This is a genomic window from Thermogladius sp. (genome assembly GCF_049970955.1).
Taxonomy (GTDB): domain Archaea; phylum Thermoproteota; class Thermoprotei_A; order Sulfolobales; family Desulfurococcaceae; genus Thermogladius.
The window spans coordinates 1-11743 of the sequence record NZ_JBMFLY010000033.1 but is presented as its reverse complement, the minus strand read 5'-3'; the positions used below and the strand labels follow the sequence as shown (position 1 = coordinate 11743).

The 11743-nt window shown below is 55.1% G+C and carries 13 protein-coding genes, 1 tRNA gene and 1 other RNA gene; 9 read left to right on the top strand and 6 right to left on the bottom strand.

Annotation, left to right across the window (positions count from 1 at the left end; translation table 11 throughout):
* Window positions 1-71 precede the first annotated feature (71 nt).
* Window positions 72-485: an ACT domain-containing protein gene (locus ACP5VX_RS05115; protein WP_014736915.1), complete on the top strand. Its 414-nt coding sequence runs from the start codon at window positions 72-74 to the stop codon at window positions 483-485.
* A gap of 6 nt (window positions 486-491) precedes the next feature.
* Window positions 492-1244, top strand: coding sequence for a DUF72 domain-containing protein (locus ACP5VX_RS05110; protein WP_428724813.1), 753 nt, complete (start codon window positions 492-494; stop codon window positions 1242-1244).
* A 116-nt stretch (window positions 1245-1360) separates the two neighbouring features.
* On the opposite strand, the gene ACP5VX_RS05105 is transcribed toward ACP5VX_RS05110, so the two are convergent.
* A complete protein-coding gene (locus ACP5VX_RS05105) occupies window positions 1361-1864 on the bottom strand; it encodes a hypothetical protein (RefSeq protein ID WP_428724812.1) in 504 nt (167 codons plus the stop codon).
* Between the two features lie 220 nt (window positions 1865-2084).
* On the opposite strand from ACP5VX_RS05105, the gene ACP5VX_RS05100 reads away from it, so the two are divergent.
* Window positions 2085-2804 (top strand): DUF2208 domain-containing protein, encoded by a 720-nt coding sequence (locus ACP5VX_RS05100; protein ID WP_428724814.1) that lies wholly within the window; start codon window positions 2085-2087, stop codon window positions 2802-2804.
* 7 nt (window positions 2805-2811) lie between these two features.
* Entirely contained in the window at window positions 2812-3027 is a 216-nt protein-coding gene (locus ACP5VX_RS05095) for a hypothetical protein (protein WP_428724811.1), read from the top strand.
* 100 nt (window positions 3028-3127) lie between these two features.
* Here ACP5VX_RS05095 and ACP5VX_RS05090 read toward each other — a convergent pair whose 3' ends face one another.
* Window positions 3128-3775, bottom strand: a complete 648-nt coding sequence (locus ACP5VX_RS05090; protein WP_428724810.1) for a hypothetical protein — start codon at window positions 3773-3775, stop codon at window positions 3128-3130.
* 55 nt (window positions 3776-3830) lie between these two features.
* Between ACP5VX_RS05090 and ACP5VX_RS05085 the strand changes: the two genes are divergently transcribed.
* Window positions 3831-4124, top strand: a complete 294-nt coding sequence (locus tag ACP5VX_RS05085) for a hypothetical protein (RefSeq protein WP_428724809.1) — start codon at window positions 3831-3833, stop codon at window positions 4122-4124.
* Between the two features lie 51 nt (window positions 4125-4175).
* On the opposite strand, the gene albA is transcribed toward ACP5VX_RS05085, so the two are convergent.
* Window positions 4176-4469, bottom strand: a complete 294-nt coding sequence (gene albA, locus ACP5VX_RS05080; RefSeq protein ID WP_048162867.1) for a DNA-binding protein Alba — start codon at window positions 4467-4469, stop codon at window positions 4176-4178.
* Between the two features lie 163 nt (window positions 4470-4632).
* On the opposite strand from albA, the gene rgy reads away from it, so the two are divergent.
* The 3 genes from rgy (at window position 4633) to rnpB (ending at window position 9323) form a co-directional block, all read left to right on the top strand.
* Window positions 4633-8247 carry a reverse gyrase gene (gene rgy, locus ACP5VX_RS05075; protein ID WP_428724808.1) on the top strand — a complete coding sequence of 1205 codons (3615 nt, stop codon included), beginning with the start codon at window positions 4633-4635 and terminating at the stop codon, window positions 8245-8247.
* Between the two features lie 444 nt (window positions 8248-8691).
* Complete coding sequence (locus tag ACP5VX_RS05070) at window positions 8692-8964, top strand: DNA-binding protein (RefSeq protein ID WP_428724807.1); 273 nt, start codon at window positions 8692-8694, stop codon at window positions 8962-8964.
* Window positions 8965-9004: 40 nt separating this feature from the next.
* Window positions 9005-9323: RNase P RNA component (rnpB, locus tag ACP5VX_RS05065), an RNA gene on the top strand.
* Between the two features lies 1 nt (window position 9324).
* Here the strand turns inward: rnpB and ACP5VX_RS05060 are convergent.
* A complete protein-coding gene (locus ACP5VX_RS05060) occupies window positions 9325-9837 on the bottom strand; it encodes a DUF367 family protein (RefSeq protein ID WP_428724806.1) in 513 nt (170 codons plus the stop codon).
* Between the two features lie 58 nt (window positions 9838-9895).
* On the opposite strand from ACP5VX_RS05060, the gene ACP5VX_RS05055 reads away from it, so the two are divergent.
* Entirely contained in the window at window positions 9896-10156 is a 261-nt protein-coding gene (locus tag ACP5VX_RS05055) for an Lrp/AsnC family transcriptional regulator (protein ID WP_428724805.1), read from the top strand.
* A gap of 103 nt (window positions 10157-10259) precedes the next feature.
* On the opposite strand, the gene ACP5VX_RS05050 is transcribed toward ACP5VX_RS05055, so the two are convergent.
* Both ACP5VX_RS05050 and ACP5VX_RS05045 read right to left on the bottom strand, forming a co-directional pair.
* A tRNA-Ala gene (locus tag ACP5VX_RS05050) sits at window positions 10260-10363 on the bottom strand.
* 39 nt (window positions 10364-10402) lie between these two features.
* Complete coding sequence (locus tag ACP5VX_RS05045; protein WP_428724804.1) at window positions 10403-11482, bottom strand: tyrosine--tRNA ligase; 1080 nt, start codon at window positions 11480-11482, stop codon at window positions 10403-10405.
* Window positions 11483-11743 lie beyond the last annotated feature (261 nt).

Here is an 11743-nt window from a genome sequence, read left to right as displayed (position 1 = left end):
ATAGCAGTTTGTTTGCTATAGCTTATAAAAGGCGTTTACAAATTAAACAAGTAGCAAAGGGGGTCTCGTGAATGGTTAAGATAGAGGAGCTTGTCCGTGTAGACTCCAAAGGCAGGATCACGATACCCTTGACAATTAGAGAGGCGCTCGACATACGGGAGGGCATGTTCGTGGTGGTGGTCGGGGACAGAGACAAGAAGGAGATAGTCATAACACCCCTCCCGGTGTCGGCGAAACTGGTTAGACTAATGATGAGGATAGAGGACAGGCCTGGAGTGCTGGCCGAGATAACGAAGTACCTGGCGGACTACGGTGCCGATATTGTGATGACCAAGTGTGTCGTGATCAAGAGGGGCGATATCGCCGAGTGCGAGATCATAGTCGACGTCTCCAAGACGGACATAAAGCAGCCGAGCTTGATAGCGGATAAACTGAAGATGTTGGAGTCCGTCAAGAACATCGAGGCCGTGTGGTTCACAGGGTAAACCGTGATGGTAGTCAAGGTAGGCTGCTGCGGGTTCCCCAAAGCGAGGAAGAAGTACTACGAGTCCTTGAGCCTAGTCGAGCTCCAGAACACTTTCTACGACCTCCCCACCGTCGAGTGGGCGGAGAACCTCAGGAGCGAGGCTCCGAGAGACTTCGAGTTCACCGTGAAAGCCTGGCAGGCCATAACACACCCCCCGACCTCACCCACGTGGAAGAGGATGAAGAAGAAGCCGAGGGGCGACCTCGCGAACTACGGCTTGCTAAAGCCGACAAAAGAGAACCTCGAGGCACTAGAGGAGACCCTGAGGGTCGCGGAGGCCCTTGGGGCCAAGGTCGTAGTTTTACAGACTCCGCCGAGCCTCCCCTTCAACGAGGAGTCCGTGAGATGGGTCAGGGAGTTCTTCAGCAAGGCGGGCGATATTTCGCAGGGCTTCGTTTTAGGCTGGGAACCGAGAGGAGAGTGGGCCAACTCGGCCGAGCTGCGCAGGGTCGTCGAGGAGTTCGGTATAGTACACGTGGTAGACCCCTTTAGAAACAGGCCGGTTTCAGAGAAGGCGGGCGTGGTCTACTTCAGACTCCACGGTATCGGCCCCGGTGAAGTGAACTACAGGTACAAGTACACCGACAGCGACCTGGAGAAGCTGAAGAACATCGTATCCGAGTACAGAGACAGAGAGGTCTACGTACTATTCAACAACGTCTACATGTTCGACGACGCTCTCAGGTTCAAGAAGGTACTCCACGAAAGCGGGTTGTAGGACCCTCAGCCCCCGTTCTCAGACAGGGTTCGTTAGTCTTCATCCTGGCACGTCGTTGGATAGGGCGCTCATCACTAGTTCATAGTCTCCGCCTCCGCCTTAATAGAGATTACCTCTCACGCCAGGCTCCTAACGTAGGACGATAGGGTTTCAAGGCTCTTGCCTATCGAGGTTGTTAGCTTGTCGAAGCCTTCTCTATCAGCACACACGGTGAAGATAGAGGAGGGAGGGCTCGCGAGGTCTCTCAACGAACCTCTCAGGGCGACCCTGACTAAGACGCCCCTAGGGCCGCACCTTATGTAGAGCTGCACCCCCTCTATGGTGTCCGAGCACGCGACCCAGTCTTTAACCTTGACGAGGGGTTTGGTACACGGGCACTTGGACGCCCTAGCCCAGTACTCAAGGCACGCACTCCTAACGTACTCGTTGGAGCCCGCGGACTTCACCTTGTATATCACGTCGTGAACCGACCCTACTTCCGCGGACAGCAATGCTATTAGAGAGACGGGTGGGAGTACTTCGACTCTAAAACCCATCCCTCTTAGAGCGCGTGCTAGCTTGGGGAGCGCGACCTCGCTTACAGCGTCCACGTAGAGCTTGACTAGAAGCGTCGCCCCCAAGCGCTACACCCTATCAGGCAGGGATAACCTCCTCACCGATCAGGGCTCCCTTATCATCACCAAAGTTAGTTTCACCAGTAGACCACTTAAATTGGTTACAGGGCGTCAGAAACACGAGCCGTCTTCACTACTCCGATAAGTGGCGACTCATCATCACAACCTAATATCACTATCCAAATTTATTAATCTACCAGCCAATAGTGTTCATAGCGTGTCTGCGATGATGGGCCAGCCTAAGAGGCACGTCAGCGTCCTGATCAACGCTATCAGCATAATAGTCATAGCCCTCTTGACAACCCTGCTACCGGGCTACGGTCTACTGATATTCCTCGTCTTCTACATGTTCGTCTTGTTCATAGTCTACAGGTTCACAATGAAAACCGGTAAAATGCCTCCGCCGAGCGAGCTCGGAACCCCTTTATACAAGGAGTCTAACGCCATGAAGGTTGCGGTCTCGGACCCGGGCCTAAACAAAGACCTGGGGCAGCAGTTCAAGTTCCTCATGGTGACGATCGCGATCTCCATACTGGCGATCTTCCTGTACTCGCTCTACAACGGGTTAGCCGGCGTAGAGCTGGCGGCCTACCTCCTTGCTGTGACAGGGAGTAAGCTGCTCTCCAACTTCCTGAACTACGTTACAATGTACACCTTGATCTTTGTCATACTTTACTCGCTGAGGTGGGCCGTCACGAGGAGGATGACCTACGTAAACCTGATCATACCCTACAGCTTCGCGGTGTATAGGAAGGGCATCGTCATAAACAACAAGAACTTCATAGCTCTAGACTACAACCTCTGCTTTACTTTAAACAAGCAGAGGAGGTTCATCGAACTACTAGACCCCCGCTCAAAGAGCTCTAGAATCAGGCTCTACACCGAGACTCCCACGGCTTTATACGAGAAGCTAGTCGAGGTGGGTTTCAACGAGTGTAAAGCATAAGTGTGTTGTGTGCGGGAGGCCCTTCCCGGAGGGGCAGGGTATCGTAGTGCAGTACGGCGACCTGAGACTCGAGTTCCACAGTAGCAAGTGCGCCAGCAAGTTCTTTAGGAGCCTGTTGGAGAGGGTGGAGCCGCGCGTCTTGTCTCCGTACATCAAGAGGCTGATCGAGGAGTATAACGAGGTAGTCGAGTCGAAGGCCAGGAAGAGGATGAAAGTGATCTAGAGGCGTCAGATCGCGGTAATTTCGTCATCCATGCGTCATCTGGGGGCAAGTGTCTTCATCCAGGCTATAACTTCTGCAAATCAGGCCTTTAAACGCGTCCTCACCTGCCGGCCAGGTATAGAATGGCGTCGACTAGGCCGAGGAAGTACAGTGTCGCGGGCTCTCTACACTTCAAGGGTATCTTAAGGTTCACAACCCTCTTCTCCCCAGCTAAAACCTCGAGCAACCTATACCCGCCTGGTTGCGAGACTAGCCCTGGCTCGCCCGTGTAGGGCCGGCCAGGTTTCGCACCGGCGTAGTGGTATGGTGCCGTGTAGAAGCCTGTCGCGTGTACTTCTTGGCAATCTTCTTCTACGACTCCCAGTCGGATCTCGATGTTCTCGTCTAGAGTGACAACCCCACAGTTGTTCTCCAGCACACACCCCTTGATGGCCTCGGCGACTGTTAGTAGAGTCCTCGCGCTAACCCACTTCAAGTCCAGCCACGTGTCCCTGGCCGTGACGTAGGCTACAGGAGCCTTCGAGAACGCCGCCGGTAGAGTCGCGGGGTCCACGCCACTTACGACAATAGCGAACGGGGGTACGGCCACGTCGACTGCCCTCTCGCCTAGGCGTGCCAGTATGACGCCAGGTCTGGTCGTGACACCGACTCTACTTTGTTCATCTAAACTCTTGAGGAGGGCCGTCAGCTCGTCCAGTGTTAGCCTCCAGGCCTCCAACACCACGCTACCCGCTAACACGCGTGGCAACATACCACCGCTGTTTTAATACAGGTCAGCCAATCCCAAGACTCGTGGGGTAGTTATGGTCGAGCAGGGAGTTAAATTCCTCAAGAAAAGAGACTTCCTGTCGTATGTAGCCCTCTGCCTAGACCGCAGGGAGCCGCTGAACATAGGGGAGGCTGTTGATATACTGAAAGAAAGGTTTTGCCTACCCAACAAGACTGCTTTAAGCATAGTGAGGAAGCTGGTTAAGAGGGGCCTGCTCGTTAAAGTCGGGGACTTGGAGTACAGGTGTGTAGACCCCCTTGTTTACCTCAGGGGGCTCGTCGAGAAGTATTCGGCTGTGAGGAGGAGGCGGTCGAAGATGGCCTGTTAATGGGCGTTCGTTAAAAATAGTGTTTGCTAACTACGTCGTACAGGCGGTCCTTTACTCTTTTACCTTGATCTTGATCTCGATGATGCTGACCCTGCTCTCCTTGCCCTGCGGGTTCGTCACTGTCTGGCTGCCGATCTTTATCTCCTCTACGTCGACCTTGCCTGGCAGGAACCTGTTCCTCACTATCTCGACGGTGTCCACAGCCTTGCTAATGGCTCTGCCGCGGGCTTTCACGTATATCTCTTTGATGCCCTGGTGTACTAGAGTTAGTACAGCTATTACGTAGTTCATTACGGGCTTCTTACCCACCAACACGGTGTTGGCACTTTGTGGTTGGACTGCCATTTCCTTCACCCTTTTCTGACTTAGGTATATAGCTGAAATCTATAACATTAAGAGAACCGTATAAAAGCTTTACTATCTACGCGGTGGAACCACAGTAATACGGCACCACGCCTCTTTAAACGAATCCTTCTAGCGGTATAACCACATAGGGGCATTAAAGCAAATGCTGAAGTTAAACCCGGTGTACTCTTCTTCTTGCCCTGTTTGCGGCGGGGACGCTTACTCCGAGGAACTCGAGACCACGGGTGTCTGCAAGCTGTGCTCTAGGCGGGAAGGCCTAGAGGGTAGTCTAGAGGCCTTCTTGAACAGCGAGCTCGAGGACTTCAACGCCTTCTTTGAAAAGGCGGTGGGGTCCCCGATGTGGGGTGGTCAGAGAGCGTGGGCGATGAGGTTGCTGAGCGGGGAAAATACGGCGATAATAGCGCCTACAGGGCTGGGGAAAACAACGCTACTCGCCGTTTTCGCAGTGTACTCCTCGGCAGTGTACAGGAAAAAAGCCCTGTTCTTGGTGCCGACGAGGGCTCTGGTCAGCCAGGTGTACAAGAAACTGGTGGAGATCTCCGAAAAGTCGAAGACCGAGCTGAGAGTAGTGGCCTACGACTCGAAGATGTCGAAGAAGGCACGCGAGAGTTTAATAAGAGACATAGCGAGCGGCTCCTTCGACATACTAGTCGCAACCAACAGCTTCTTCTCCAGGTACGAGGGCGCTCTACGCGACTCGCGTGTAGACATCGTGATAGTAGACGACGTCGACAGCCTTCTTAGAAGCCAGAAGAACATTGTGAGGCTCCTCAGGGTCGTCGGCTTCGACGAGGACGTGGTAGGTCTAGTGAAAGCCAAGATGAGCCTTCTCTGGAAGCTCCTCGTCTCAAGGGCTCTAGGGGACGACGAGGGGTACATGAAGCTGGCCGGCGAGCTGGTAGAGCTGGAGAAGAGAATAAACGAAGCCTACAGCAAGGTGGGGGGTAGGCAGGTCGTATTCTCGTCCGCGACTGGGCGGATGAAGGGGTTGTACTCCAGGATCCTGAGAGAGCTGCTGAGAGTGGACATATCGGGCGTGACTGTCTACGGTAGAGACGTAACCGACTCCTACCTCCCCGTGGCGTCGTGCAAGGAGATAGTTGACATCGTCAGTAGGCTGGGTAGAGGCGGTATCGTCTACGTCAGCCCAAGACACCCGTTAAGGGGCTTTTTCGAGAAGTGCGTCGAGGACCTGAAGCAGGGAGCGGCCGCTGGTCTAAAGGTCGAGGAGGCCTCTCCCTCGTCGATCGAGAAGCTCAGGAGAGGGGAGGTCGACCTGATCTACGGTAGCGCGAACTACTACGGCGTCAGTGTTAGGGGCGTGGACGCCCCGGAGGCTATCAAGTACATAGTCTTCTTAGGCACGCCACTGTTCACGTTGAAACTGGAAGACTACGCCTCCAGTCTGAACGGCCTACTCCGGCTCGCCATACTAGCACGGGACAAAGGGGTTGACGCTGGAAGCGTGTTGCAGGAGTTGAGAGCCTTCATGCTGAAGCTCTCCCCGAGCGAGCTGAGGCTGGTCTCCCAAGTGCTCAAGGGCAAAGTTAGCCCCGACTCGTTGAGCGACTACCTGAAGAGCGTGGTCTCGAGACTGGTCGAGATAAAGAAAAGGCTGGTAGAGGTCGTTCGCGAGATTGTAGCCGCGAGCGGAGTGGTCGAAGCGGGCTCTCTCACTCTCACTTACACCGAAAACGGGGTCCTCGTACTCATACCAGACCTGATGACGTACATTCAAGCCACGGGTAGGGCTAGTAGGATGCTCAAAGGCCGCATGACGCACGGGCTGTCGGTGATATTCGAGCACGCCCAGCTGGTGAACGTGGTTAGGGGGCTCGAGGCGCGCCTGAAAAGCATATCGAACGACGCCCTCTCGATAAAGAGGCTGGACCAGCTAGACCTAGAAAGAGAGCTCCAGTTGATCGAGTCCTCGCGGAGGGGTGGGGGTGGGGAGTTCGGCTTCAAGAGTATACTGGTCGTCGTCGAGTCACCTACCAAGGCGAAGACGATAGCGAGCTTCTTCGGCAGGCCGTTGAAGAGGGTTGTAGGCAGGACGCCAGTTTACGAGATCCCGTTTATAAAAGACGGGAGTGTAACCCACCTAGTCATAATGGCTACCAGAGGACACCTGTACGACCTCACAACCAACCCGGAGCGAGGTCTATACGGTATCGTCTTTAACGGGGACGCCATATCCCCCGTCTACGAGACGATCAAGAAGTGTTTAATATGCGGGGCCCAGTTCACCTACGGGGACTCTTGCCCTAGGTGCGGGAGCAGGGTGTACAGCGACGCCTCGGAGACCATCGCATCGCTGAGAAAGGTCGCGAGGGAGGTGGACGAGGTGTACATAGCGACGGACCCAGACGAGGAGGGGGAGAAGATAGCGTACGACGTTTACCTGTCTATAAGGTATCTCGGGAAGAAGGTGTACAGGGTTGAGATGCACGAGATCACCCCGAGAGAGTTCTTCAGGGCCTTGGAAAACAAGAGGAGCATCGAGAAGAGGCTCGTCGAGGCCGAGATTTACAGGAGAGCCTTGGACAGACTCGTCGGCTTCAGCCTTAGCACTCATTTGTGGGAGAAGTACAACGCCAGGTTTCTCGGGGCTGGGCGCGTACAGACACCCGTTCTCGGCTTCATCATACAGAGAATGAGAGAGTACAACGAGTCGAAGTGCTGGAAGGTATCTCTCCAACTAGACCTCCAGGGAGGACTGTGGGTAAACGCGTGTCTCGACGACAGGGAGGTCGCCGAGAGGGTCGCCTCTGCTAGAACCGCTACATTGGTGAGGAAGTCTAGCACTATACAGGTCTTCAACCCCCCACCACCTTTCACAACAGACGACTACCTGGCCGCGGCCTCGAGAATCGGTATCACTGCAGGTGTCGCGATGAGAGTTGCCCAAGACCTCTTCGAGATGGGCTTGATTACGTACCACAGGACAGACTCGACACACGTGTCGTCGACCGGTATTAGCCTGGCCCTGAAGTACCTCGAGTCTAAGAACATGTCTCACCTGGCCAACCCGAGTAGCTGGGGCAGTAGTGGCGCCCACGAGGCGATAAGACCGACAAGGCCTCTCGACGTCGACATGTTGGAGAAGTCGGTCTCCGAGGGTGTCATTGTGTTGACGAGGCCGATCACAAGACTCCACCTGAGGGTCTACGACCTCATATTCAGGAGGTTCATCGCGAGCCAGATGAAGCCCTTCAAGGCTGTTGTGTCAGAGTACGCTGTTATCGTGGACGGGTTCCCCCTGTCCGAGCTGAGGCTCGTAGAGGAGGTGGTAGAGGAGGGCTTCAACCTAGTGCAGCCGCCCAGACTGGTAAAGGTCGGCGTCGACGTGGCCACCGTGGGGGTAGCGTCGACGAGCGTTGTCAGGGGGAGCCGGGTAGCGCTGTATAGCGAGGGCGACGTCGTCTCCTTGATGAAGAAGACAGGCATTGGGAGGCCCAGCACCTACGCGAAGATAATCGAGAGTATCAAGCGTCACGGCTACGTCGTAGAGACGAAGAAGAAAAAGAAGCTGGTGCCGACGAAGTTGGGCGTAGAGGTCTACGAGTACCTGTCATCGGAGTACCCGTCTCTGGTAAGCGTCGACATGACCAGGAGGATGGAGAGGACTATCGACGACATAGTCAAGGGGGCCACTAGCGCCCCCCTAGAGATCAGTAGAGTCATCGACGAGCTGGAGAGGCACAACCTGATACGGCGCCCGCTAAAACCCGCATACGAGGCCGCCACCATAGCCTGACCTGGCCAGGTGACCCAGTCGAAGCAATGGGGGCGAACCTGCGGTTCCCCCCTATTCTCACCACACTTTCTGGCGTAGACTGTCCCTAGCTCGACACTGCAGAGCCGGCTTCTTGACACACAGGTATTTACCTACTAGGTTACGATTTCAGCCGCATAAGCGTTTCTCAATTTTCTTTTGTCTACCTTTATACAAACTTATAGATGTGGTCGTTTCAACGATGTCACTTCTTGCAGTTGAAATATAGGGGTGGGTGAGCTGGCCAGTTGTTCCACTTGACACAGACCCGTAAAACCACAGGTCTCCACGGCGGATCGACTGCCGGGTACAGTGGTTGCAGTTGAAGAGGAGGGGTAGAACGACCGGTTCCTGCGACGCTCATCCATTCAGCAAAATATATAATACGGGGGTGTCTAAAGCTAACTCAAGATATGGTGACCTGGCTTGTCTGCCGGCCAAGTTAACAAGGTCATCAACGTGAGGAGGGGTAGTATAGACGACTACGTCATAGAGGCTATAGTAGGCTTCCAGGAGGGGCCTGGCCTCGTGCTACTGAAGGGTAGGGGTCCGTACATCTCGAAAGCCGTGGACGTGTACAACGAGCTGGTTCACAGGCTTGGGGACGGCCTCGAGCTGGTGAAGGTGGAGATAGGGAGCGAGAGGGTCAAGGGACGGGTGTTCTCCTATATAACCATATCCTTAAAGAAGAGGTTCTAGTAGCATAAGCTTAAGGGGCCTATAGCGAAATAGAATTGTGGGGGCCGGGGAGCCCGCTTCGCCCCGTAAGGGGTGAGGAAACACCGTCCACCGGGCGACACCGCGGCTCCGCAAGGAGCACGGGTAGAACCCGTGGCAACGGCACAGAAACGACACGGCCACCGCTCCAATGGCGATGGGGCCGCGCGAGACCCCCGGCGACGGGGGTCTGGTAACCGGCCGAGGACGGCGGTGGATGCGTTGAAACGGCCGTCCCGCGGGGTGTAAGGCCTGGGGCCGGTGTGACCTGTCGCCGGACCGGTACAGGCCGCTTAGTCCAATGCGGGCGAGAGACAGAAGACGGGTTAATCCCCGGCCCCGTCAACAGGGGCTAACGCCCCAGTACTCGGCGACAACCTTCTCCAGCTCGGCAGGTGTACTGGCCTTGGAGTACTCCTCTAGAAGCTCTCTGTTAAGCTCGTGGAACGTCCGCATCCACTTGAACAACCCCAGTAGCTTCTCGTAGTCCTCCCTGAAACCCGTTATGTAGAGCGCTGCCGCGACGGCCTCTACACTAGATAACACGCAGGGCTTTCCGTAGTTTACGGGGTTTGCCGCCAGGAGAGGTGGTAGTTTCACGTGTATCCCGCGTATCCCTCTGAAGACGCCGGGGTGGAGCCTCTTCCAGCTCGCGTCGACCACGACAACGCCGCCAGCCTCCAGTTCACCCCTCAGCCAGGCACCTAGTACATCCCTCGAGAACGGGTCTAGGACGACGCCCCTCCTCACCGAGCTAGGTCTAACTCTCTCTGCTAGCCCTTTCCTCACCATTTTAACGGACGTGTTCTTCCTCGGGTCGTCCTCTCTCTTGTAGATCACGAGTATTCTAGGCAAGGTTTTCGACGACAGATATTTATTTTACAACAGGATTTTTATAAAATGGGGGTGTGAAATGCCCAAGGCGACCGCGATAGTACTAATTCAGACCGAGATCGGCGCCGAGTCGCGCGTCCTCGACGAGCTTTACAAGATTCCAGAGGTTACCGAGGCCTACATCGTTTATGGGACTTACGACGTAGTGGTTAAGATCGAGTCGGAGTCCCTAGAGAAGATAAGGGAGATAGTCACAAACAAGATAAGGAAACTGCCAGACATAAGGACCACAATCACAATGATCGTGGTCGAGGAGAGAGTGAAGAGTAAGAGCAGTTAACGTCTGCTCTAATAAGGCACTCTAACAGTTTTTAACAGCCGTAAACCCGATCCTTCGTAGTTATCGTAAAGGACGCGCCCACCTCCTGAGTATTTGAGTGGAGTGGACCGGCCGGGACTTGAACCCGGGACCTCCGCCTCTCCTGCGACCTCGGTTGAAGCTAAGGCCTTGCAAGGGCGGCGCTCTTCCAGGCTGAGCTACCGGCCCGCTATTATTTTAATGGATTTCTACATGGATTTTAAACTCTCACCTTGTCACCTTTGCGTGCTTCAACTCCTCGAGTAGAGCGACCGCTTCCCCGCTACTGAACAACCTCCTCCTAATGTCCTCTAAGAGCTTGTTGAGGCTCTGGGCGGTGGCCTTCTTTAAGTCCAGCGGGTGTAGCTTGCCCTCGACGTAGGCCCTCTCCAGCTCGTTGTAGTCGTTGTAGACGACCGTCCCCCCGTACTTCTCGGGTCTCTCGACGACGAGGCTGAAGCCCTCCTGCTGGAATAGGAGGTACTTGTTCAACTCCATTATGGGGTTGAACTCGACCACCCTCGGTGGGCAGTAGGCCTTCATCACCTTGGACTCGACCTCCTCGGGACTGTCGTGGATGAATATAGCTGTCTCGGGTTTGCTCTTGCTCATTTTAGCGTCGGCAAGCACGTCGTCTACGTCGAGCCCCTCCATTCTCCGGCCCGGCCCGCTGAGGCCTGTCAGGATCGGCGTGTGGATGGCTATCGGCTTCTTGAAGCCCAGCTTCTCTGCGATGTCGCGGGCGAGCATGTGGGCCTTCCTCTGGTCCATCCCGCCTAGGGCTATGTCTACTCCCAGGTAGAAGATGTCTGTGACCTGCATTAACGGGTATATGACCTTGGAGGAGTCCAGCTCGGCCTCCTCGGCTCTACGCCCCATGATCGTTAGCGCCCTCTTCACCCTGGCGAGACTCGTCGCCTTGGCTGCCTTGAGTAGCATCCCCCAGTATTCCTCGTCGGAGACCAGCTCCTCGGCGTCTACGAACCTGATATTGGACTCGACCCCGACCGCTCTAAGGACGTGCCGGACAAACCTGGCGGCCTTTCTTATCATATCCATGTCACCTCCCAACTTGTCGTTGATGTACGCGTGCCACGTGGCCTCTAGGATCGTGAAGTCCACGCCTATGCTCGTCAAGTCCCTAACCTTGAACATCCATATGAGCCACCCTACGTGGACTAGCCCGCTCGGCTCGAAGCCCAGGTAGCCCGTCACCCTCTGCCCGCTCTCCAACTTCTGCGACAGCTCCTCGGGCAAGACCACTTCGAGGGTGTTCCTGACGGCTATATCGAACCTGCTCTTGGGCAAAGCTGTACACCACTATTCTATAACTCCACTATACTGCGTCAACTTAAATAGGCTAGCAAGGAGACAGTATCCACTTGGTGATGACAAGACCTAGAAGCCGACTCGTGACGACCCACGCAGGATCTGAAGAAAGCGAATGTACCCCGCCCCTGACACCCGTGCTCATTCGACCTCTACGGGTCTTTTACACGGGCTCTTCAGGCGGGGCTACTAATTAGTATTGTTAAAAACCTTTTTTATCTCAGGCTCTCTAAGGGTACT